We start from the raw sequence: 23516 nt of genomic DNA on the forward strand, positions 1-23516 counted from the left end.
CTCTGCAGATCTAATATCGTCGTGTTGTTTGTTCATGATATATCCAATTTCCACCCTTGCGTAGCACATCTTCTATAAACCTCTCATTTAATATATGGAAATCCTATTTTCATATATTGAGGTGAAGCCAATGAGTCAAGTCGATGCCGTTCCTCAGCCAGACCTGGTGCTGATCAGCTGGTCAAGAAACCCTCTGGTTCCCGGCTCCGCCCGCCGAATCGTCGCAGCCCGCGTGATCGGCAGCGCTGTCCCTTGCCGCAGCGATTTGAGACCGAATGCCCTGCTTCGTACGGCGCTGGCCTGCTTACTGGATAACGATGTAGGATTTAAAATCGTCTTCCGCAAGCAGACCTCCCCGATCAGCGGGTACCTTCTGCTGCAGCGTGAAGGATAATCACGGAAGGAGCAGCATCATGCTGCTCCTTCCGCTGTTTAAGGCTGCAATCCAATAGACATCCAGGGACGATGCAAAGGAGGTCGTGAGCAACTCCTCCTACCTCAAATAAGCGTTCGCCTCATCAGGCAGAGTCAGTTTAGGAGGCTCGTTCGTAGGCCTAGTCGACATTTGTTCATGGAAATCTCTGAGTTATTCTTTACGATTCAAATCCTGCAGTTGTTGATTCAGCTGGTCAAGCGAACGCTGCATCTGCTCCATTCGGCGCAGCCCGGAATATTGGTTGCTTATGATGCCTGCCAATCCTACGAACAATAAAATAACAATTAAAGTCATCATTTCGCATTCATATCCTTTCTATCAATCGTTTCTATTAAAATACTAAATTTACAACATCATCCAAATTATACCCTTCCATTACATTACATCATATCATACTTCCTTCCCAAATTTGATTCAGATTGCCCAGGAAATATTACGTCAAAAAAAGCCTGCAAGGCTAACCGTTTCAGGTGCTTGCAGGCACATTTTCTCCATTGAAATGGGTCTCCGTTATTTCGTTTTGACAACATGGACCGCAATCTTTTCCAGCTGCGATTGACTTAGGGAGTGATCCGGAGAGCTAATCGTGACGAATCGGTCATCCAATTGAAAACCGAGCATGGCGGTATCGTCCGGGGTATACCATTTTGCCTTCGTACCGTTAGATAAAGTGACCGGCTTGCTGTTATAACCGTGCGAATAATCTCTTGGCGAGATATTGACCGTCATGTGCTCGAACACGAGGTTAACTCCATCTCCCGATGCCACTGTTTTACGATAGGCGTCCCCCTCCACCATTTGGACAGGAGCATAAGCTGTTTCAAATCCATCGAATTTTGCGAACGCGTTCCGGATTTCCCGCAGCTGCGTTTCACTGTATTTTACAGATACAAGCTCGTTGGACTGACCTTGGTCCGTCCCGGTTCCGATCACCACTTGCCGGTTCATTGCATCATACCGAACCGGTACGTCCAGCACATCCGCGATCGCCCGCACCGGCAGATAGGTCGTATTTTTATACGTGATTGGCGTCATATTTTTGCTCGTATCATAGACCTTGCCATCCACTTTGATGCTGATGCTGTGGTTCAAGTACGCGGTAATTTTCTGCAGATTTGCCCCTGCAAATACGCCAGCAGCTCCACTTAAGGTCATTCCCAATACAGCCAGTGTTATGATCGATTTTTTATGCTTCATGATCTCATCATCCCTTTCTGATATAAATACAATCCATATTTTTACATTTTTTTATTTTGGAACGATCATCTAAACTCAACAACCTGTGTCACCAGCAAGCTCTCCTTATCCTCCGTCGTAATTCCAAGTTTCTTTCCGGAGGGGCTCCAGCTGAGTGGGTATACAGGGTGCGCTGCCGGATGAACCGATGAATAGTAAGGGGCCAGCCAAGTCACCTTCCCGGAAGCCGTGTCGAACACATATACGCCATTCATCCCGCTCTCATTCTCGGAATACACATCGAAGGCAAGTTTTGTTGAATCCGCTGACCAAGATACATAGGATATCAAGTTCCCTTTGCCGATCAGGGAGCCCTGCAAGCTGCCGGACGCGTCATAGATCAACAGCTCACTGCCCTGATCCCCGGCGGACTCCGCCGTCGTCGTTACCGCGATATATTCGCCATTCGGGGAGATTTCGAAGCTCCATACATGATCGATCAAATGCACCGGCTCCGTCTGACCAGGTTCAATAACCTTAAGAACATGGTTCATATCCGTATAATAGATCCGCCCCTTGCTTGCACCGAACGAAAGGTAGGATTCAACATGCTCATCCTCAATTTGCATGACCGAATAGGAGCCGTCTGATGCAATGAGCCGGACATCCCCTCTCCCTTGCATTGAACCGGCAGCCAGCACGTACGTATCCGAATCCAGCCAGCCTCCGATCTCCATGTAATTATCGCCCTTGACCGGTATCAGCTCACCCGTTTGCAAGTTCTTGATGAAATTGTCGGCTGTGTACTTATCCCTCCACTTCTGGACGAAGCTGTATTTTCCATCCGGCGACACCTGCTCTTTGACGAGCTGTGATGCGGGCGGCTGTATCTCCCGCTTCGAAAGCTCGCGGCGTTCACCGGTACGTAAATTCACGGTCGCCGTGGTGTACGCAAATTCCGGCTCCTCCGTTTCGGTAGCCGCCTTCACCATTTCCGTCAATGTAATCCGAACCTCATCCTCCGACAGCCAAGCTTCAATGTTGGCAGCTGATATCCGATGCGTTCCGTCCACCTTTAGTTGCTGATCATTTGGCCCGGACGATCCCTCCACGACCGTAAGCTTACGCTCCCCTTGCCTGCCTCCCGAATCCGGTGCGCTCTGCTCTGGAGGTTGACTGCCGCTCGGTTCGACAATGGTCAGCCGTCCCTGCGACTGGCATGCTGCGATCAACGACATGACGACAAACGTGGCAAGCAGCTTCAAACCAAGTGGTCCTACATGACGCTTCATAAGCTGGTTCCTCCTATGCCCTTTGCCAAGGAGCTCGGCGCTGTCCTCTTAATCCGGCAGCCGCCGTATGTTTCCCTGCCTGAGCTTAAGTATAAAGAACGGATATCTCCAAAACATATCCGGCTTGTAACGAACTTGTAAACATCGCTGATCATCCAGCGGTAACGATCCAATAGAGATAAAAAAAGCCCAGACCTTAATACAAGTCTGAGCTAACTTTCGAGCAAATAATCCGGTGCTGTATCGGGCCGGTGAATCGGAAGGGTAACGGCAAAGGCAGATCCTTCAGGGCCTGAATGCATCAGCTGCACGGTGCCGTGCTGTTTCTCGGCCAGGCTGCGTACAAGCGACAATCCTAACCCCGTCCCGCCGCGGGCTCTCGACCGGTCGCTGCTTACCGTGTAGAACGGATCGAAAATCCTGTCCTTGGCTTCCTCCGGTATGCCGATTCCCGTATCTTTGATCGTAATGACCATTTGCTCCGCGCCTTGCGGGTCCACAGCGCGGTGATTGGCAATCGTTACGGTTCCGCCGGGCTTGTTGTATTTCACCCCGTTATCCAGCAGATTCAGCACGATATGCATCAAATTGTCCGGATCTGCCCAAACCGTTCCTTCCGTCAGCGAGGTATGGATGGTCACGCTGAGTTGCTCCGCCTTGGCTTGAAGTCGTTCAGCAGCCTCATGCAGGATGGGCACGATCTGAACGATTTCGGCCTTTGTTTGAAAATCATAAATATCCAGAGACGACAGCTGGAGCGACTTCTCCACCAGGCTGTACAGCCGGCCCGCCTCCTCGCGAATCCGCTCCCTCGCTTCCTCCAATAAATCCGAATCGTCCCGGTACATTTCAAGCAGATCCGCGTATGCGATAATGGAGGTGAGCGGGGTTTTCAGTTCATGACTGATGTTCCCGATAAATTGCTTCTGCTGCTGTTCCAGCTCCTCCAATCTTGCAACGGCCTCAAGCAGCTTCTGCTTCTCCTCCGTCAGCTGACGGACCGAGGAGGAGATTCTGCCGCTCATCTCGTAGATGCCTTGAGCCAGCTCGCCAAGCTCATCCCCCCGCTTTACCGTCGGTTCGTTCAGATACTCTCCTTCGCCGATCTTCTGTGCGGCCCTATTCAGCTTGCCGATGATATGCGCCTGACGCCATACGTACAGATAGCCGATGAGGAATCCGGCAATCAATACCGCCGCTCCGGTGACGACAAACAATCTCTGGATCCGATGATAGAATGCATGCTGCTCCGCAAGGGAGGCGTGAAACTGAATGGTACCGATCTGCTCGTCCATCAGATAGAGGGGGGCCAAGTATAATAGCTGGTCGCCTTCCGTTATGTAAGCCGACCTTCCTTTCGCCGTATAGGTCAACGCATCCTGAACATCCGCCTTCGGCTGAAACGGCAGCGACGTGCCGGCAAGCGTACCGTCAAGCTTATACAGCGTGACCGCCATCCCGCTTCGGGCGCCGAGATCCACCGCCAGCTGCTGGCCCGACAGCTCCATATAGTCGTCCGGCGACCGGTTGGCGTTCACTAGATAGTCCTGATGCGTCCGTACATTGGCCGCCTCCGCTTCCTGAGCGAATGTATGCTCCAGACGGACGCGCTGGTCCTCCCTTATGCCTGCGAGCACCAGCGAGCTCAGCACGACGAGAATCGAGATGAGGAGCAGGGCAAGCAGAAGCGCCGCCTTCCATTTCAGGCCAATGCGCAGCCGGGCTTGGCTCATGACGGGTTCTCCGTGCTTTTGTAGCCGATCCCGTATACGGTCTGAATGACTTCATGCCAATCGCCCAGCTTTTTCCGAAGGCGCTGTACATGAATATCCACCGTTCGCGTTCCGCCCGCAAATCCCATATCCCACACCTGCTCGAGCAAATCTTCTCTGGAAAATACCCGCTCCGGATTTCGCGCCAGCAATGCCAGCAGGTCGAACTCCTTCGGCGTCAGCTCCAGCTGCTTGTCATCGGCCTGAACGGTACGGCTTAACAAGTTAATCGACAGGCCGGCAAGACGGACGAGCTTCTCTTGAGAAGCAGGCGCTTCTGCCGTTTCATGCGCTCGGCTGCGCCGGGACAAGGCTTTAACCCTGGCAATAAGCTCCCGCATATCAAACGGCTTGGTCATGTAATCATCGGCGCCGAGCTCCAGGCCCAGCACTTTATCGACAATGTCATCTTTTACCGTCAACAGCAGGATCGCCGGCCGCTGACGATCGCCAAGCCGCCGGCATACATCATATCCGTTAAGCTTCGGCATCATGACATCAAGCACCATGACATCCGGATCGAACGATTCGACGCGATCAAGCGCCTCCTGACCGTCTCCGGCCGTTTCAACCGTGTGGCCTTCCCTGCGCAATGCATAAGCAATCGCGCTGGCTATACTAAATTCATCATCTACGACAAGTATTTTTGTCATCAGCTTAATGAGCTCCTTTTTACTCGCCTTTCGTTGCTCTATGTATAGCATATTTGTGAGCGGATTTCATCTTTCGTTTGTTACGCATCCTTTGACCCACCAGACAATTCGACATACAGACGGGTTCCGCGTACAGCAATAAGTCCTTTCTCCACACGATCAGGATATCCCCCGTTTTCGGTTGTTGGCATGCTACTCCCCTCCGATATCAAGCTGGCGCACCCAATCCGAATCTTGCCTGGCCCTCTCAATGACGGAGCGGATAAAATCATCCTTCCCGTTCGTATAGCTTACCCGGTCATGCTTAAACTGTGCCTCAAGCTCCTTTTTTAAGTTAAAATACTGTTCGCGCGTCGCAGTATCCTTTTTCAAATACTCCCTAAATAAAAGTTGATCAGCCCAGTGCTTCCCTTGATACCGGTAGATATGCAGATGATGCGTCCCGGCCCGCCACAGGCCCCGTCTAAAAAACATACGCTCAGGGAACTCCGGTTTGGGGACATATTCGTAACCGATCTGCTCCAGGCGCCGAATATAGCGCTCATCCACTAGCCCCAGTTCACTAACGCCTGCCATGATATCAATCGTCGGCTTGGCTCCCAATCCTTGAACCGCTGTACTGCCGATATGTTCGATGCGGACCTCAAGACCTGTCATAGCGGACAATATCTTTATTTTTTCTTGCGCAAAAGCATGCCGCCATTCCGGCTCGTAGTCCATGACTACAACCTCTTCCATATTAGTCCTCCTATATTAAAGAGCGCTTGATTCGATCACCATCATTCTGTGAGCTCCTGACAGCCCAAAAAAATTCTTCACATCCGCCTCCGTCGTATCTTCAACCGCCTCCAGACACACCCTTGGACATTCCCTTGGAACATAATAGTGCGGAGCGTGATGGGCATCGATCGCCCAGGCTCATCGTGCTGGCTGTATAGGACTCTCGGTTCGAACCTCGTAATACCCGAATCCTCACTGAAATGATAAAGCACCTCATTCCCCCTCTTCTTCTGATTGCTCTTCCTGCTATTTTAAATCGTACGCTTTAGCTTCATTTCAAATGACGGCTTCGTTATGTATTCCATATAAGCGATCGTACCGGTAAACTCCAGATAAGCTTGGAACCGTGTACGGATCGCCGGTGCCGTTATGTATTGGAGAACGTCCGATTGCGGTACCCAGCGGCAGTCCGATGTCTCATCCGATGTGCACAATTCCCCTCCGCTATAGGTACACACGAAATCCATCATGACTTTTGTCGGTACCATGTCCACCCCGTTGTATCCCGGGTAAGTTGACGTATTGGAATACACACCGATCAGATGGGAAACGGTGATATCGATACCGCTCTCCTCCTTGATCTCCCTCATTAATGCTTCGATCAGATTTTCTCCGACTTCGACTTGCCCTCCGGGAAAGACCCAGCCATTTCGGACCTTGACCAGCAAAATCTCGCCTTTCTTATTCTCAACGATTCCGCCAACGGCAACAATATGGGTTGGCATGATCATGGCATTCGCCTCCGCTCGTTATTCTTGCTTATCATCAGCTTTTCGAGGAATAAACCTCATTGTAATTCACGATGGCTCCAGGGGAATGCTCTTCATCTAAAATGCGAAGCAGATGTTCTCCAATCTCGGCAGTAGACAGCAGCTGCCCTGATTCAAAGGCCTGGGAAAATGCACCGGCCAGCTCAAACTGCTTCTCATCCTGTCCTCTGGCCATGCTCTGCATTTCCGTATCCACCATGCCGGGATTGACGGCAATAATCTGAACCGGGTTCTCTCGGCTTGCTTGCTCTGCCCCTACGCACTGCGTGAACATATTCAGCCCGGCTTTTGCGGTACAATATGCGCTCATGGAAGGAGCGGGGTATACCCCCGGACCCGAAGAAATATTCATTATTTTCCGCCGTGCCTTATACCTGTTTGTTTGGTTCAAAAAGCAAGAGGTTAGAATCATCGGCGCAATAAGGGTGATTTGGACATTCTTCGCAATCTCGGCTGCGCCGCATTGTTCAATTTTCCCGAGTGGTTCCAGCATCGAGGCATTATTAATGAGGTAGAGCGTATCTGTATCCGCAAGCTCAATGCTTCTTATGATATTCTCCATGAGCTGCTCGAGACCCGAGGGGTCACTCAAGTCATACACATAATGAGTGTAACGCTCATAACGATCCAGTGTCATCGAATGGTTTCTCGCAATTCCGTAGACGGCATGTCCCTGCTGAAGAAGCATCAGTGCAAGCTGTCCTCCGATCCCTCTCGACGTGCCCGTTATAATATAGTGTCTTTGGCTCATCTTTCGCACCTCCATTTTATCTCATCCAACCGCCTTGCATGCTTTTCATCAAACATGTTGCCCTCGCGCTGGATGGAGACCTTCTGATTGGATGAATATTCCACACCATATGGATTTCCAGTTTCAATTGCTATTCTCCTGCCTGTGGCCTTCGTAGATTTCGATGTCGCCCTTAATCTTGGGCACCCTGCGAGATACATTCTTAGCAATTTAGAAGAAACCGCCGTGCTGCGGCTATGGTACGATGGGATCAGTAGAAACCCATTCCCGTAGATTCGAAAGGAGCTGCATCTGATGAATCCCACCATTCAGAGGATATCGCCAAACCTGTGGTTCAACAACGAAGCTGAGGAAGCGGCACGTCATTACGTTTCAATCTTTAACGATTCTAAAATTACAAGAGTTACGCGTCACGGGTCGGAGCAGAACGAACATCACCCGGTGGAAGAAGGCAGCGTCATGACGGTGGAATTCCAGCTGGAGGGCCAGCAATTCGTCGCTTTGAACGGGGGGCCCCAGTTCCATTTTACAGAGGCGATTTCATTTATCGTCCATTGCGAGAGCCAAGAAGAAATCGATTATTATTGGGAGAAGCTTGGGGAAGGCGGAGATGAAAAAGCCCAGGTATGCGGCTGGTTAAAGGACAAATTCGGCGTGTCCTGGCAGGTTGTCCCTGCAAATCTGAGCACGATGATCACCAATCCGGATCGGGCGAAAGCGGAGAGAGTCATGAGCGCGCTGCTGCAGACCAAAACCAAAATTGACCTGCGAGCATTAGAGGAAGCTTATGAAGGGTAAGCGATGAGTAAAGGGTGCCGAGCGGCACCCTTTACTTTTCCAGATCATATTACGGAACGCCTGCAGCTGGCAAACGGCCCATGGCTTGTCATCGATTATAAGTTTCGATTGTGTAGAATCGGTTCCCTTCACTTTGAAAATATTCGCAAACGAGAGCAATCGTTCCGCATCAGCCGCTGTAATCATCTTGTCTCTGTCCTCCCAGCTTAAGGCAATGGGTAATGTTCAAGTGCTGCGGAGATTCTGAGAAACCCAAGCTGATGTAGAAATCCCCGGCCTGCGTCTGATCCGTTCGCAGAACCAGCCAGCTGTAATGATCAGCGGCCGCTTGGATGACTGCTTGCATCAGCATTCTCCCGACCCCCTGTCTCCGAAATTCCGGCAGCACATACATTCTCCGCACCCTGCCGGTGTCCCCGCCCGAATCGGGCGTTTGATTCAGCCCGCAAATGCCGATGATTCGACCTTCGGATCTGCATACGAACAATGCTTCATGATTGCGGTCAAACCGGTTAACACCAGAGATATACTCATCCACGAGCCGGCGGATATGCCTGAAACCTTCCCTGCTGCTTTCGGATACCAGCTCATCTAATTCACCAGGATGGAATCCCTGAACTTGATAGACCTGCATCTGCTTCCCTCCTCTAATCAGCCTTATGTAACCGTCCATGGTTCCGCCCCCTGTTCCATCTTGATCTGCAACGGTGAATCATCCAGAGCACACGTGTATACGGTATTATTATACTTCTTCTTTAATTACGAAATGGCTTCCGATATCACTGCCAGGTCAATCGCTTGTTTTTGAAAAAAAACTCCTCCAATAAACCTGGCGGGCAGCCCACGTTTATTGTAAGGAGTGCTCTTCATTTCTTCCGGTCATAGCCGGATCTTTAGTTCATGAATATTCTTCCGCAGCCATCGCGGCTGCCTTCGTCTCATGCACGGTGCCAAAGGGATGCTCCGGAGGCGCATAGATTACATAGACTTTCAGAGGCTTATTGCCTGTATTTGTTACGTTGTGCCACTTTCCGGCCGGGATCATGATCGCATCATCGTCACGAGCTTTCTTCACAAAGCTCAAGTTGTTCCTCGTATCCCCCATTTGGACAAGCGCTTCGCCCTCTTCGATTCGAATGAATTGGTCCGTCTTTGGATGGACCTCAAGACCAATGTCACTGCCAACATCTATACTCATCAAGGTGACTTGAAAATATTTCCCCGTCCATATCGCTGTACGAAACGTGTCATTTTGTTTTGTAATTTTTTCAATATCGACAACGAAGGGTTTCATGCCCTGATCCGTCAATACCTCCTCGTGCATAGCCCCAAACCGTTCCGCATACTCGATCTCACTGGTGGCAGCGTGCACAAACACCTCTTGAATAGCAGGGTTACGATAGGATGATCCCTGCTCCTGGTATGTTTTATACCCCTCGATTCCCGACTCGTACGCCATGTTCAACCCTTCTAAATAATGACCAAACGCAGCGTGATTAATGATCTCGCCATCAGGCTGATTGCCGGTAAGCGCAACATAAAGATTCATAAATTGATTTAGCTGCCTGTTTCTGTGCTGTAAAGCCTGAGCAATCTGCCTCTTATGGTTGGGAGTCGGCGCTGCTTCTGCCAATTTCGTATACAGGTCAATCACGGCGCGCTCTCTTCGTACACTCGAAAGAATTGCCTCCGATATTTGATAGAGCTGATCGGATTCGATTTTATTCATAATGTGATTAATTCATTCCTCTCCGCGGGTGTTCATAAACCCATCGTATGCCTAGTTTTTGCAAATGTTCCTTGAATTTCAGGTTCCGACGGGCATGGCCATCCATTAAACGGTTGAAATTTGTATTTTCATACAGAATGTTTGTAAAATTTCGCATAGTCATGTACTATAGGCTTGATTGCCAAAAAGAGAAAACAAAGGAGGTCTTCAATGGACGACATGATGTTTGAGGTTGGAACCGCTTTAATTTTGGTTGCCATCGCCTCCGTTATTGCCGGAAAGCTTAAATTTTCCATCATCCCCTTCTTGATTGTTCTCGGTATGCTGGTGGGTCCGCATGCGCCGACCATCGGTATCCTCGACTTCAAGTTTATTGACAGTCAAGGCGTTATTGATTTTTTAGGACAAATCGGTATTTTATTTCTATTATTCTATCTGGGACTTGAATTCTCGGTTCAGAAATTAGTGAAATCTGGGCGAAACATTGTGACTGGAGGAACAATCTATGTCACGTTAAATTTCGTGCTGGGGCTTGCTTACGGTTTTTTGGTCCAAATGCCGCTTTATGAAACGCTGATCATCGCAGGGATGCTCTCCGTTTCTTCCACGGCGATCGTCGCCAAAGTACTGGTTGATTTGCGCAGGACCGGTAACGCGGAGACGGAGCTCATCCTCGGCATGATTTTATTTGACGATATTTTCCTCGCTGTGTTCTTGTCGGTCATGTCCGGCTTATTGCTCGGGGGAACGGCTTCGATCGGAGCCACCATCTTGTCCGTTGGCATCTCCATCGGATATATGCTGCTGTTCTTCGTGATCGCAAGGAAAGGACCGCCTATCCTAAACAAATTGCTGCGTATTACATCGAATGAAATTTTTATCATTGTTGTTTTCTCGACCATGATCTTTATCGCAGGCTTCTCGGAAAAGCTTCACGTTGCAGAGGCAATCGGCGCGCTGCTATTCGGGCTTGCGTTATCGGAAACGGAGCACAGTGAACGGATTGAACAGCTCGTCGTTCCGTTCCGCGATTTTTTTGGAGCGATATTTTTCTTCAGCTTCGGGCTCAGTATTGATCCGTTATCATTAGGCAATGCGTTCTGGCTTGCGATCGGCGCCGTGATTCTAACGATTATCGGCAACCTGATTGCCGGAATGATCGCCGGGCGGAAGGCGGGACTGTCGCATAAATCTTCGCTTAACATTGGACTCACCATCATGGCGCGCGGCGAATTCACGATCATCGTAGCCAATTTGGGTGTGGCCGGCGGATTATCTGCCTTGATCAAGCCATTTTCCGCACTATATGTTCTCGTTCTCGCTATTTTGGGACCGCTCTTGACGAAAGAATCGAAGCGGATCTACCGCGGCGTAAACCGGATATTCAAATGGAGCGAGCCGGTGGAGAAAGGGAAGAAAAAGCATTCCAGCGTGAGTGAGGTCAGCGAGGTCAGTGAAGACTCGAAAATCAAACTGGATCAATAAACATGGAAGGAGGAACTCCATATGAGTTTCATTCGTGAGTCCGAACTGCCGGGCATCGGGAAAAAGTTTCTCATTCAGACCCGATCAGGAGATAAATTGGCTGTCATTATTCATAACGACGGCCGAAGAGAGATGTATCATTTTGAGGACGATGATCCTGAAGAAACCCTCTCCCAGATTTCTTTGGACGATGACGAAGCAAGACAAATCGCTGCGATCGTCGGGGGGATGGTTTACAAGCCGAAAGAGCTTGAGACTATTGAAGTGTCGCTTCAAGACCTGATCATCGAGTGGATCCGCGTAGAACCGCATTATCAAGGAGCGGACAAATCGATTGAGGAGCTCGAAATACGTAAAAGGACGGGGGCCAGCATCCTTGCGATCGTCAATCGCCACCAGCAAAAAATAAACCCCGGGCCGGAGCACATCCTTTCCGTCGGTTCCACGCTCGTACTGGCTGGAGAAAGACAGCAAATCCGGCAGTTCAAAGAGCTTCTGATGGGCAAACGAACCGGCGAGCCCGATCAAGTATAACATCTGCACTCATTCTATATGATCATGTAATAAGGAATCTTCCTTAATCTAAAAAGCACCCTTCGGATGGACACCGGGTAATCCCAGTCGTGCATCACGTAAGGGTGCTTTTTAAAATTGCGGGCTTCAATCCAAACTTGCTTTTCCCTGCATCAGGCAGGCTATTGTCCCCGCGCTGTAGGCCCTGATCTTGATCAGCTAAGCTCAGCTCCAATGCCCTGAGCCTCAAGCAAAGGTGCAGCTCCGCCTGCCGCCTGCAATCATATTATGCATGTGCCTATATCAGCTTTTTGACGATAATATCCACGATCATGAATACCAGTGCGGCGCCGACACCAAACGTCCAATACAGCAAATGCTCCGATTGACCGAAGTTTACGGAAGCATCGGAAAAGATCAGCATCGAGACGAGCAGGCCGAGTACGCCATACAGCGCCACCGTTATCAACGCCCGAACGATGGCCTTCCGGGGTCGTATCCGTTGCAGAATTAGCTCGATACCAATCGAAATCGGGACCCCAATGAGCAGCATAATCATTACGCTGTAGATGCCGACGACAACAATATAAAAGGTAAATCCGTAATGTAGGTTCATCATGACAAGCGCCATCACGGATGTAAAGATAAAGGACGCAGCGATCCCCGAAATGCATTTTTTGATCAGCATACTCAGCATTCTATCGCTCCATTCCTTCATGAATATCGGCCTATCCTTCAATTGGCTTCATTTGCAGCCAGGTTACCGGCTTCCATCGCTCCGTAAATCGTGAGCGCCTTCTCCATCTTCTGAATGTACGCTGCCGAGCCGCCGGAGCACAGCAGCTTCACATCGTTCCGTCCGCTGCTGCCAAGCAGGCCGCGTTCTCTCAGCACCTCGACTAGTCGTTTGACGGTCCCCATGCTGCCGTCGATGATCCGAATGTGCTTCGGCAGCAAATCGCACAAGATGTTCCTGTAAAAAGGATAATGCGTGCAGCCCAGCACGACGGTCCCATATTGCGACAGGTCGAACCCTTCCAGCTTGCTCCTGAAATACGCCTTCATGACTTCCGGGTCAAAGTTCAGGGCCTCGCAGTGCTGGACGAGCTCAGGGAGCGGCAGGGAATCCACGATATGCCTGTCGTCCACGCGATGCACGAGCTCCCGGTATTTGGCTTCCTTCAATGTAAGCGGCGTCGCCAGGACTAGGATTCTTTTCCCGGTGTCCCGGTTGATTTGTACGGCCGGTTTGACGGCAGGCTCCATGCCGATAATCGGAATGTCGTATTTCTTTCTTAGATCTGAAACGGCGAGGCTCGTCGCGGTATTGCACGCAATAACGATTGCTTTGACCTCTTCTTCCATGATGGTTTCGATGGAATGCTGTATATAGGTCTTCACGTCTTCCGCCGCCTTCGAGCCGTACGGTACATGAAGCGTGTCGGCATAGAACAAAAAATCCTCCTGCGGCAGTCTCTTCATGGCCGTCGATAATACGGTCAATCCGCCCAGCCCCGAGTCAAAAAAAGCAATTCTCATGATTTTCACCTTCGGTATGTTCGTTGTGTTCGTATCGCCACCTGGTCGAATACGTTCTTAAGTAAACCATATTCGCGGGCGGTTTGAAAAGCCAATTGGCCCAGGTCCGAGCGGAAAAGTAGCCATACTCCAAAAAAATCTTCTTCCCTCGAAGCCCGTTGACAGCTCATCTATGCGAATGAAGACATGAACAATCCTTGTTATGTGAACGCTCTGACATCGTGGTCTCCCGACCTTTGTTGCCACATTTACAGAACCATCTTTTCGATCAGACCGCCGCTCTGGAATACAGCAGGGCACCGCCGGAGCCGAGGATCACGAAATGTTTGCCGGATGGGGAAAATCCGCACCTCACGTTTCCGTCCAATCGGTTCAGATCCAACATGACGGTGTCCTTCAAGTACTCGTAACCCTGCCTGAAGACGTTGTCCAATACGACGGAGGACCTCGGCCACCATGGATAGATGACCTCCAGCATCCATCCGTCATTCGTAAGCCGAATGCCGTCCCCGGATTCGAATCCGAATATCGTGATCAGCTGCTCATCATGCGGAATGCGGAAGGTCAATCCATCCGGACCCATTCCTTCCTCCGTTGCATTCTCATCCCGGTTTCGATGAAGCAGCTGCCCTGTTCCTGGCTGCGTTACGCTGTAACCCGAGCTGCTGATCAGGACGAGATTTTCTTCCTGATCCCAGCCGCAGGCCGTACAGCCTGAAGCAGGAACGACGATCTCGGCTGCCCATGGGTGCGGAGGCTTTGCAGGCTCCATGGCTTGCGCGCGCTGAAGCAGCTGAAGCTCATAAGATGTGCGGATTTCTTTCTGAGGACTTCTTCCAAATTTCATGCATGATTCTCCTTCATTCGGTATGATAGGCACCTTTCCCTCATTCCCTCAATATAGTGTAAAAGGGAAGGACGGGATGAAGTATGGAACTGAACTCGGCGCAAGCGCAGCGGGCGATTTTTCTGGCGGCCGTCTGCAGTCAGACGTATGCGCAATTTTCGAATCCGGACGGATCGTTTGTGCTTCCGGCGAATTACTCGCTCTACGATACCATTGAAGCCAGATCCTTACTTAGCGTATGGGAACGGTTCGGGTTTATTCTTGAGTCGGACGAAGAGATCGTCATTGCCTTCCGGGGAACCAGCTCGACAAGCAACTGGATCGCTGACGCGATCGCCTCCCAAAAACGGTTCAGCTATATCAAGGACGACGTCCTCGCCCACCGCGGGTTCACGGGTATCTATTCTTCCGCCCGCAAGCAACTTACGGCTGCGCTTCGGCGGTTGGATCCTGACAAGCCCTTGTTCCTGACCGGGCACAGCCTGGGTGCAGCCCTTGCAACGTTATGCGCAATAGACGTCGCCGCGAATACGGAACGCGCTCCCTTCCTGTTTACGTTCGGGTCGCCGCGCGTTGGGGATCACGCTTTTTCGAAAGCCTTTGCCCAATATGTGCCGAACAGCTACCGGATCGCCAATCTGCTCGATGTGGTAGCCCATGCCCCGCCTCCTGTCTACAAGCTTCCGAAACGGAACAAAACCTATGACTACAGCCATGTTCCCTCCCCCTGCGCGCTTAACTTTCAGAACGGCTCCGTATCCGCCAATCATATCATCGGGAATTATTATGCCGAGCTTGCCAAACGGGAGCCTGAATTTGCCGGGTTATTGTCTGAGACGAATCCCGGCTTCTGCCCGGGTACGGAATTCATGATCCCTCAAATAGCGGGGAACTAGTACGCTGCATCACGGTATCCGGCCATAGTGGGGCATCAATTCTCCCTAAATTTGCATTATGGTCGCTTCCGGTTCAGGGGAGTGATTCCTCGGATGGCGTCAGCATCGGAAACAGCCGCTTGATTTCATCCGCGCTCGGCCTCCTGCTATAATCCGCTATCTCAAACGGCTCTGCATATTGGATCTTCGCGGCGTGCTTCTCACCGTACCCCTCCACAATCGCAGGGATCATCTCATCCGACACGCGCAGGAAGGTTTCCCAATGCTTCAAAATAAATTGACGCTTCTCCTCCCAGCGCTCCGGAACATCCTGCAAGAAGCCTCCTTGCCATGGCGCAAATTCATAAAACTGGGAGGCATGCGCGTCACACGCCAGCAGCTTACGCTCCATGACATCCCCGGCGTCGATAACGATATCCGGCTTGTACGAACGCCTTGCCGCATAATCCGGCATGAGCAGATATAGGGGCGACTTCGTCAGCGCCGGAACCTCCGGAACGGCGTTAGGCACATTGGCAACGAAATCCGCTGCATCCCGCACCGCCCTGCCCGCATTCCGATTGTCCGCATGGCCGGGACCTTCCGGATGGAAGGTGATGACGATATCCGCCTGCCACCCCCGGATCAGTCGGATCACTTCTTTGCGCACCTCTACGGTCGGCATCAGCTCCCCGTCCGGGATGGGAAGCACGGTATATTCCTGAACACCGAGATGTCTGGCCGCTTCCTTTGCTTCTGCAACCCGGCGATCGATGAGCGCCTGCCCGCTCATTTCGTGATGACCGCAGCGGCCGTCGGTTAGCGTCACGAATTTCACCCGATGCCCTCGATCCGCGAAAGAAGCCGCAAGCGCTCCGGCATAAATTTCAGGCTCGTCGGGATGGGCTGCAATGACGATGACTTGAATGGGATGAGACATATTTCTGGTTCGCTCCTTCTGCTTCAGCGTATTGTTCAGCGGATCTTTTGGATTATACACACAAGGCTACTTCGTTCTTCTCATAAGAGGGTGATTCTCATTCAACTCCAGCAAGTCCCACAGGTTTCCGTAGAGATCCTTGAACACGGCCACCATTCCATAAGGCTGCTTTTTAGGCGGCCGGACAAACTCGATTCCCCGCTGAACCATCTCCTCGTAATCCCGCCAAAAATCATCGGTATTCAGAAACAGAAACACCCTTCCTCCGGCTTGATTGCCGATAAAAGGCTCTTGCTCCGGCTTGGATGCCCTGGCAAGCAAAATGGTCGTACCGACCGATCCCGGCGGAGCAACAACGACCCAGCGCTTATCCTGCTCCGGCTGGTATGTGTCCTCGAGCAATGTGAAATTCAGCTTACGGGTATAGAACTCAATAGCTTCGTCGTAATCTTTTACAACAAGCGCGATATGTACGATGGATTGGATCATATTCAGGGGCCCCCGTTCGTTTTTTAATGAAATTTTTTATACATAGTCTTTGTAGCTGCAATGCTCGGCCTGCCACATCTTGGGCCAAACGTTTACGATTGAACCACAAGGTTTCGCTCCATTAGTCTTCATGCCTTGTTCAAACGGGTTGGGAATATGTCTTCAATCGCTGCCGGAACACGTTACCATAATGCTCTATGGTTTTGGGATAAGCGGTGTTGTCGATCAGCTTTTGCAAAATATATTGCCCTTCTTCATAGTGAATAAAGGTATCGCTGCGGTCGTACAGCTGTCTAACCAGCTGCCGAACGACTGCAACCTTCTCCTTCGTGCAGCCGAATCCGATGCGAATCAGATCCAGCTGATCGACGGGATCCCTGTACGTGTCCAGCACGACAAAATGATCACCATGACTACGGGAGGCATACATTAAGACGTCGCCGGAATGAACCGGCGCATCAAGGTATCGCTCGTAAATCGTGGTGACCGGAATATCGATATCCAGCGCTTTTCTAAGGTCCATGAAGACGGGATCCTCCACATATTCGTCGCTATCATCGTCGATGTAGGTAACCAGCTCGGTTATCGGGATCGTCATTAAAAATTGGTAGGTTTGCATGCGATTTTCACCTCGTTGAATCGGGTCGTTTTCATGTGGAGCATGAACCAGGCCCGACATCTGTTCCTATGCTCGGCGCTCTAAGCTTCGCCGCTGCTCCTCAATGTAGTTATACACTTTGCGTATTTCCGGCTCGTAATGCTGGTCAATCTCGAAATACGGGACATCATGTTCGGCACATTGCTGCCTGAAACGCTGATGTTCACTGATATGCTGGGACACCGTACGGTCTTCCGGATAAGCACGTGTCTCAACCACATTGCGATGCGTAATAATCTTGGAATCGAAGTTATCCTCGATATAACGTTCCGAGAAACCCAGAAACACCGGTATGACATGCTCAGCATATGTCTCCTCCAACTCCTTCACATGCCGCGGCAGTACATAACAGCCTTCAATGATCAGATGCTGTCGGTTTTCAATGGCCGTCATGATCATCCCTTTCACGATGGGCCATAGTTTGCTGCCGATCTGCTCCGTGCTGTCGAGCGGTGTAAATCCGCAGTCCGGATTCCCCCGATATAACCCCATTTTCAAATGATCGATTGATACATAAGGAATATGGTACGTCTCAAGCAAGGTTTGGGCCAGCAGCGTTTTTCCGGTACAGCTGCTGCCGCTGATCAGGATGATCATGTTATCGTTCCTTTCCGCTTATCCTAGTAAATCAACCGTTCGTATGACTGACCTGGATCGGATCAAGAGGCTTCCACTGTTTTCAAAATTCAAAATATTCCCTGTTCATTATACCACTCTATCAACTGACGAGCGGCTCTCTATTCGAAATTAAAATCGTCTTTAAGGCTTCTTAGCTTGTGATCCCGGTTTCGAAGTGTTATTTTTATTAGGATAACATTTGGTTATGAATGAGATGAGAGAGCAGGAGCGTTTATGTCAAGAAAAGTATCGATCCGGGTCCTCGCGGAGGAGCTCGGCTTATCCAAATATGCGGTTTCCCGGGCGCTAAGCGGAAAGTCCGGAGTCAGCGAAGCTACGCGGCAGCGCGTAATGGAACTGGCTAAAACGCTGGGATATCAGCACCGGCAGCAAGCTCCGGCCTTGCAGATCGGGGAACGGGAACAAGCATCGTCCGCCCCGTACATCCTCGTGTGCATGAGTCATGCCCATTCCGCCAACGCCGTTTATTGGCAGCGGGTCTTGAACGGATTGCTGCGCAGCTGCGACGAGCTGGGATATCCGACGATCATCGTGTCCCCCGAGCCGGAACCGGCCCGGGCCGACCAATCGCCGCAGCAAGCGATCGCTCCCCATCTCGATTGGTCCCGGTGCGGCGGCATCGTGGTGATGGGCAACCTTCCCGAGGCGGTTCTCAGCCTCATCGCCCGCGCGGAGCGTCCGTACGTGCTTGTTGATCATACAGATGACCTGACCTCCTGCGATAAAGTAAACAACGATAATATCGAAGCCGGAGCGGCTATCACAAGGCATCTGCTCTCCCTGAAATGCAGGCATATCGCCATGATCACGGATGAGACCTGGTCGCCCAGCTTCGAGGATCGCCTTACGGGTGCCAGGATAACGATAAGCCGCCAGCCCGAAGGGGCGGTCAAGCTTACCGAATGGAGAATCCGTTACGGAGCTCCCTGGGAGCAGTCATTATATGAAAGGATGCTGGAGCTTGGGCCGGCATCGCGCCCTGACGCGTGGATCGGCGCTAATGACGATATTGCGATCCGCTGGATGCGCAAGCTTCAATCGGAAGGCCATGCCATTCCAGCGTTTACACGGATCGCCGGCATCGATAACGTGGAAGCCGCAACCCTTGTCACGCCTTCGTTGACTACCGTCAATCTGTGCAAGGAGGAGCTGGGACAGCGGGCAGTCGAAGCGCTGATACGCCGCATGGAGCGTCCCGGCGCTCCTACGGAGACGATCCATCTATCGACCCGGCTAATTGTCCGGGACAGCGCCTGAATGTTCTTGAGTAATGTAAAGGTGCCCGTCATCCCATGACGGTTGGGCATTCCTAACATATGCTTCAACAGACAAAGAAACCCGCTTCAAGAAGCGGGTTTCTTTGTATTAGTACTGGTCCATTCGGAGCGCCCTTCGTTACACCAAGCCCTTCTTCATTCCTTGCAAAACAAGCTGCGCAAACAGGCTGTTGGACCAGGCAAACCAGGAACGCGTATACTGATCCGGGTTATCGGCGTGGAAGCCTTCATGCATAAACCCGGTTCCTGCATCGGTAGTCTCCAGCATATCGATCATCGACCGGAGCTCCTCATCCGTCGAAGCCGTTAATCCCTGCATGGCGAGGGCCATATGCCACACGTATCCGGGCGGCGTATGCGGACTCCCGATCCCCTTGGCGGCTGATCCTTCATAATAATAAGGATTTTCCTTGCTCAGGATGAAGCGGCGTGTATTTTGATAGATCTCGTCGTCTTTGTCCGCGAAGCCCAGATATGGTATGGAAAGCAGGCTCGGTGTTCCGGCATCGTCCATCAGGCAGTAATTGCCGTAACCGTCCGTTTCGTAGGCGTAGATCAGGCCATATTCGGGATGCCGGTAGGTGCCGTATAACCGGATTCCGTGCTCCACCTCTTCTTCAAGCTTCGAGATGGTGTTAACCAGCGCTTCGTCGCGGAACACCCATTTAGCGATGTCCTTCATTTGCCGCAGGGACACGACCGCGAACATATTCGCCGGGATATTAAAATGGAATTCGCAAGCGTCGTCGCTGGGCCGGAAGCCGGACCAGATCATTCCCGTATAATTGACCGGCATGCCCATGCCCTCGTTCCGGAGCGTATCGATCGACGGGCAATTCCGGCGCTCGAAGCGGTAGGCTGAACGCTCGAAATGCCGCTGCTCAGTCTGCCAGAGGCGTATGATGCCTTCCATGACCCCCTTGAACCGCTCGTCGAAAATATCGCTCCGTCCCGTTTCCTGCCAGTACGCATAGGCAAGGCGGATCGTAAAGCAGAGGGAGTCGAGCTCGAATTTACGCTCCCACACCCATGCCGACATCTCGGTCTCGTCATTGGCATCCCAATGCCAGCCGTTGGCGGATTCGTTAAATGCATTCGCGTACAGGTCATGGCTTGCATACATCATATGCCGCTTCACAAGCCCTCCGATGATCCGCTGCAGATCCGGATCCTCCTTGGCCAAAGGCACGTAATGGATCACCTGCTCGACGGAATCGCGCAGCCACATCGCCGGAATGTCGCCTGTAATAACGAATGTGGTGCCGTCATCCATCAGCTTCGTTGTCGTCTCCAGGGTGTTCGAGAAGCAATTCAAAAACTGCTGCAGCAGCCTTGGGCGATGCGCCAGCTTGACTCTGGCCTCCTCCATCGTCGCCTGAACAGCAGCCGGCAGCTTCATGTCCGGGATGTCAATCTTCGGGAGTTTGTATTGAATCAAGGTTTGTGATCCTCCTCGTTGTCATAAATTTCTTCCAGTCGCTAGCCTTCAACCCGTAAGTTCACGGCTTCTCCCCGCTTCGAATCGGGACCGACCCGAATGCGGAATTCTCCCGGCTCCACAACGGCCTTCATGTCGGGACCGATCAGCTCCAACTGCTCGGGTCCGACCGTGAATGTCACCTCCCGGGATTCCCCGGCTTTCAGGAACACTTTGCTGAAGGCCTTCAGCGCCTTCTCCGGCCGGGTTACCGACGCGGCCAGATCGGAGACATACAGCTGAACGACTTCAGCGCCATCCCGAGGGCCGCTGTTGGTTACGACGATCCGGACCGCAGCGGAGCCGTCAGCCGGAATAACGGCAGGCTCTACGTTCAAATTGCCGTAATGGAAATCCGTATAGCTTAACCCGTAGCCGAACGGATATCTCGGCTCCAGATCCGTTTCGAGATAACGCTTGCCACGGGTCCGCTTCGCATTGTAGTTGATCGGCAGTTGGCCGACCTCCTTCGGAATGGTCAGCGTCAGGCGACCGGACGGGTTGACGTCACCGAACAAAATATCCGCGATGGCGCTGCCACCCTCCTGACCGGGATACCATGCTTCGAGGATCGCCGGAATATGCTCGTCGATCCACGGCTCGGTAATCGGTCGGCCGTTGATATAGACGACCACCACCGGTTTGCCGAGCTTATGGATTTCCTGCAGCAGTTCCAGCTGCACGCCCATTAAATGCAGGGTGGAGCGGTCGATGCCTTCTCCGCATTCCATATCGCTCTGGGCAAGCCCGGTTACGACCGAAGCGCCGGTTCGGAGATCGATCGTGCCTTCCCCGAAATCTCTCGCGCTGGAGCCGCCGATCGCCATCACGATGACATCGGCCTCCGCCGCGCATGCCAGCGCATGGGAGAAGCCCTCTCGGGAATCGCCTTGGATTCGGCATCCGGGCGCGTACAGAACGCGCGTGTCCGCATCCTCGCCAATGTATCTGCGGATCCCCTCCAGCACGGTTATGATCTGACCCGGCGGCTGCGGGGAGGTATAATCGCCGAGCTGGTTGTATGGCGCATTGGCGTTAGGTCCGATGACCGCGATTTTACCGGTCTTCGGGTTCAGGGGCAAGACGTTGCCTTCATTTTTCAGCAGGACAATCCCCTCGGCCGCTACGCGGCGGGCTAACTCAATATGCTCCTCGCACCCGATGACCTTCTCCGCCCGTTCAGGGTCCGTATAGGGACGGTCGAACAAGCCCAGCCGGAATTTCATCGCAAGAACTCGGCCAACCGCCGTGTTCAGGTCGTCCTCGGTGATATGTCCCTGCTCCAATGCCTGCCGGAGATACACCCGGAACATCGATCCCGACATCTCCATATCGACGCCGGCCGTGAGAGCCTGTGCCGCGGCTTCCTCCCCGGAAGCGGCTGTATTATGGCCGCTCTTCAGCATGTCGATCGCGCCGCAATCGGTGATGACGAAGCCGTCGAAGCCCCACGCTTCGCGCAGCACGTCATGCAGCAGGTACCGGCTGGACGTGCACGGCACTCCGTCGATTTCGTTATAAGCGGTCATCACCGATTGCGCGCCTGCTTCGACGGCTTTCCGAAACGGCAGCAGATCGATTTCGTGCAGCTCGCGAAGCCCCATATGGACGGGCGCCCCGTTGCGCCCGCCTTCCGAGGCGCCATAGCCCGCGAAATGCTTCAGCGTAGCCAGCAGGCTGTCCTCCGCATCGAGGCGGTCGCCCTGCAGCCCCTGCACGGCTGCCACCGCAAACTCGGCTACCAGATGCGGATCCTCGCCGAACGTCTCCTCGGTGCGGCCCCAGCGGGGGTCACGCACAACGTCCAGCACCGGCGAGTACGTCGCTGCGCCGCCTTGGCTGCGGGTTTCGGCGGCAACGGCGCGGCACATGCTCCGGAACAGCTCCGGATTCCAGGTGCTTCCGATCGTAAGCGGAAACGGAAATACGGTCGCGCCGATCGCCATATGCCCGTGGGAGCATTCTTCCCCGAACAGAATCGGAATGCCGAGCCGCGAATGCTCGATGGCATAGCGCTGGATCACGTTGACCGCTTCCGCCCCTTCCCGCGGGGATAACCCGTTTTCAAGCGTCACTTCGGTCCATGGATCCGCCCGCAGCGTTCCGTATAAAGAGCCGATGCCGCCTTCCGCAAGCTGCTGCTTAAATTCGTCCGTCACCCGAATCGTACCGTCATCGCTTCGGGTATAGGCTTTCCAGCCGAACGGCTGAATGAGCTGACCGATTTTCTCCTCGACCGTCATTCGCGCAAGCAAGTCTTCCACACGCCGCTCAATCGGCAATGAAGCGTTCTTATAATTCATCGGGCACCTTCCTTTTTCATGAATGATTGAATGTCATCATAAGAATGTCTTAGTTGCTATCGTTATTTTTGTTAGGTTAATTTGTGATAACGTTATTACCGACTAGTCTACGTTCTTTTTTATCAGCCGTCAATGCGGGATTTATAATAGCTGCACCTCAAGCAAACCAAAGCTTGGGAGCATGAATAAAGAGGCTCGCCGGCACGAGCGAATCGGCCGGCGAGCCTCCCTTAGACGACGGACAGGTCTTTAGCTGCCGAAGCCGCCTCCCCTATCTACAAAAAGCCCCCTCATCCCGATTAATGGTATAGCATGGG

At 52.2% G+C, this 23516-nt stretch carries 26 protein-coding genes; 6 read left to right on the plus strand and 20 right to left on the minus strand.

What is annotated here, in order from left to right; genetic code table 11:
- Positions 1–130 precede the first annotated feature (130 nt).
- Complete coding sequence (locus J2Z18_RS11915) at positions 131–394, plus strand: hypothetical protein (RefSeq protein WP_210094748.1); 264 nt, start codon at positions 131–133, stop codon at positions 392–394.
- Positions 395–586: 192 nt separating this feature from the next.
- On the opposite strand, the gene J2Z18_RS11920 is transcribed toward J2Z18_RS11915, so the two are convergent.
- The 9 genes from J2Z18_RS11920 to J2Z18_RS11955 all read right to left on the minus strand — a co-directional run bounded on the left by J2Z18_RS11920 (position 587) and on the right by J2Z18_RS11955 (position 7630).
- Entirely contained in the window at positions 587–733 is a 147-nt protein-coding gene (locus tag J2Z18_RS11920; RefSeq protein WP_210094749.1) for a hypothetical protein, read from the minus strand.
- Between the two features lie 213 nt (positions 734–946).
- Complete coding sequence (locus J2Z18_RS11925) at positions 947–1633, minus strand: stalk domain-containing protein (protein WP_210094750.1); 687 nt, start codon at positions 1631–1633, stop codon at positions 947–949.
- Between the two features lie 65 nt (positions 1634–1698).
- Entirely contained in the window at positions 1699–2904 is a 1206-nt protein-coding gene (locus J2Z18_RS11930) for a WD40 repeat domain-containing protein (protein ID WP_210094751.1), read from the minus strand.
- Between the two features lie 212 nt (positions 2905–3116).
- On the minus strand, positions 3117–4637 hold the full coding sequence (locus tag J2Z18_RS11935; RefSeq protein WP_210094752.1) for a sensor histidine kinase: 1521 nt from the start codon (positions 4635–4637) through the stop codon (positions 3117–3119).
- Positions 4634–5329 (minus strand): response regulator transcription factor, encoded by a 696-nt coding sequence (locus J2Z18_RS11940; protein WP_007127936.1) that lies wholly within the window; start codon positions 5327–5329, stop codon positions 4634–4636. The genes J2Z18_RS11935 and J2Z18_RS11940 overlap by 4 nt, the downstream gene beginning before the upstream one ends.
- Before the next feature lie 192 nt (positions 5330–5521).
- Positions 5522–6067, minus strand: a complete 546-nt coding sequence (locus J2Z18_RS11945; protein WP_210094753.1) for a GrpB family protein — start codon at positions 6065–6067, stop codon at positions 5522–5524.
- A 15-nt stretch (positions 6068–6082) separates the two neighbouring features.
- Positions 6083–6238: a DUF6886 family protein gene (locus J2Z18_RS31025; protein ID WP_373872039.1), complete on the minus strand. Its 156-nt coding sequence runs from the start codon at positions 6236–6238 to the stop codon at positions 6083–6085.
- Positions 6239–6360: 122 nt separating this feature from the next.
- Positions 6361–6840, minus strand: coding sequence for an NUDIX hydrolase (locus J2Z18_RS11950; RefSeq protein ID WP_144870211.1), 480 nt, complete (start codon positions 6838–6840; stop codon positions 6361–6363).
- A 34-nt stretch (positions 6841–6874) separates the two neighbouring features.
- Positions 6875–7630: an SDR family NAD(P)-dependent oxidoreductase gene (locus J2Z18_RS11955; protein WP_210094754.1), complete on the minus strand. Its 756-nt coding sequence runs from the start codon at positions 7628–7630 to the stop codon at positions 6875–6877.
- Between the two features lie 294 nt (positions 7631–7924).
- Here J2Z18_RS11955 and J2Z18_RS11960 point away from each other — a divergent pair, with 294 nt between their 5' ends.
- On the plus strand, positions 7925–8428 hold the full coding sequence (locus tag J2Z18_RS11960; RefSeq protein ID WP_210094755.1) for a VOC family protein: 504 nt from the start codon (positions 7925–7927) through the stop codon (positions 8426–8428).
- A gap of 169 nt (positions 8429–8597) precedes the next feature.
- Here the strand turns inward: J2Z18_RS11960 and J2Z18_RS11965 are convergent, their stop codons facing one another.
- Positions 8598–9062, minus strand: coding sequence for a GNAT family N-acetyltransferase (locus tag J2Z18_RS11965; RefSeq protein ID WP_210094756.1), 465 nt, complete (start codon positions 9060–9062; stop codon positions 8598–8600).
- Positions 9063–9326: 264 nt separating this feature from the next.
- Positions 9327–10157, minus strand: a complete 831-nt coding sequence (locus tag J2Z18_RS11970; protein ID WP_210094757.1) for a cupin domain-containing protein — start codon at positions 10155–10157, stop codon at positions 9327–9329.
- 210 nt (positions 10158–10367) lie between these two features.
- On the opposite strand from J2Z18_RS11970, the gene J2Z18_RS11975 reads away from it, so the two are divergent.
- Entirely contained in the window at positions 10368–11642 is a 1275-nt protein-coding gene (locus J2Z18_RS11975; protein WP_028404659.1) for a cation:proton antiporter, read from the plus strand.
- Positions 11643–11663: 21 nt separating this feature from the next.
- Positions 11664–12176 (plus strand): cation:proton antiporter regulatory subunit, encoded by a 513-nt coding sequence (locus tag J2Z18_RS11980; RefSeq protein ID WP_007127928.1) that lies wholly within the window; start codon positions 11664–11666, stop codon positions 12174–12176.
- Between the two features lie 277 nt (positions 12177–12453).
- On the opposite strand, the gene J2Z18_RS11985 is transcribed toward J2Z18_RS11980, so the two are convergent.
- From J2Z18_RS11985 to J2Z18_RS11995, 3 genes are all read right to left on the minus strand, one after another.
- On the minus strand, positions 12454–12852 hold the full coding sequence (locus tag J2Z18_RS11985) for a hypothetical protein (RefSeq protein WP_007127926.1): 399 nt from the start codon (positions 12850–12852) through the stop codon (positions 12454–12456).
- Between the two features lie 38 nt (positions 12853–12890).
- Complete coding sequence (gene murI, locus J2Z18_RS11990; RefSeq protein ID WP_210094758.1) at positions 12891–13694, minus strand: glutamate racemase; 804 nt, start codon at positions 13692–13694, stop codon at positions 12891–12893.
- A 268-nt stretch (positions 13695–13962) separates the two neighbouring features.
- Positions 13963–14541, minus strand: a complete 579-nt coding sequence (locus J2Z18_RS11995) for a hypothetical protein (protein WP_210094759.1) — start codon at positions 14539–14541, stop codon at positions 13963–13965.
- A gap of 83 nt (positions 14542–14624) precedes the next feature.
- Here J2Z18_RS11995 and J2Z18_RS12000 point away from each other — a divergent pair, with 83 nt between their 5' ends.
- Complete coding sequence (locus tag J2Z18_RS12000; RefSeq protein ID WP_210094760.1) at positions 14625–15437, plus strand: lipase family protein; 813 nt, start codon at positions 14625–14627, stop codon at positions 15435–15437.
- A 73-nt stretch (positions 15438–15510) separates the two neighbouring features.
- Here J2Z18_RS12000 and J2Z18_RS12005 read toward each other — a convergent pair whose 3' ends face one another.
- The 4 genes from J2Z18_RS12005 to J2Z18_RS12020 form a co-directional block, all read right to left on the minus strand.
- Positions 15511–16416 (minus strand): PIG-L deacetylase family protein, encoded by a 906-nt coding sequence (locus J2Z18_RS12005; protein ID WP_244869153.1) that lies wholly within the window; start codon positions 16414–16416, stop codon positions 15511–15513.
- Between the two features lie 6 nt (positions 16417–16422).
- On the minus strand, positions 16423–16845 hold the full coding sequence (locus J2Z18_RS12010) for a VOC family protein (RefSeq protein WP_007127921.1): 423 nt from the start codon (positions 16843–16845) through the stop codon (positions 16423–16425).
- Between the two features lie 139 nt (positions 16846–16984).
- Positions 16985–17464 (minus strand): hypothetical protein, encoded by a 480-nt coding sequence (locus tag J2Z18_RS12015; RefSeq protein WP_210094761.1) that lies wholly within the window; start codon positions 17462–17464, stop codon positions 16985–16987.
- Between the two features lie 66 nt (positions 17465–17530).
- Entirely contained in the window at positions 17531–18100 is a 570-nt protein-coding gene (locus tag J2Z18_RS12020) for a P-loop nucleotide/nucleoside kinase family protein (RefSeq protein WP_210094762.1), read from the minus strand.
- Positions 18101–18355: 255 nt separating this feature from the next.
- On the opposite strand from J2Z18_RS12020, the gene J2Z18_RS12025 reads away from it, so the two are divergent.
- Complete coding sequence (locus J2Z18_RS12025) at positions 18356–19399, plus strand: LacI family DNA-binding transcriptional regulator (RefSeq protein WP_210094763.1); 1044 nt, start codon at positions 18356–18358, stop codon at positions 19397–19399.
- A gap of 138 nt (positions 19400–19537) precedes the next feature.
- Here J2Z18_RS12025 and J2Z18_RS12030 read toward each other — a convergent pair whose 3' ends face one another.
- Together J2Z18_RS12030 and J2Z18_RS12035 are read right to left on the minus strand one after the other, a co-directional pair.
- Entirely contained in the window at positions 19538–20857 is a 1320-nt protein-coding gene (locus J2Z18_RS12030) for a glycoside hydrolase family 125 protein (RefSeq protein ID WP_210094764.1), read from the minus strand.
- Positions 20858–20898: 41 nt separating this feature from the next.
- Entirely contained in the window at positions 20899–23199 is a 2301-nt protein-coding gene (locus tag J2Z18_RS12035) for a glycoside hydrolase family 3 N-terminal domain-containing protein (RefSeq protein WP_210094765.1), read from the minus strand.
- Positions 23200–23516 lie beyond the last annotated feature (317 nt).

The organism is Paenibacillus lactis, from assembly GCF_017873605.1.
GTDB lineage: Bacteria > Bacillota > Bacilli > Paenibacillales > Paenibacillaceae > Paenibacillus_AQ > Paenibacillus_AQ lactis.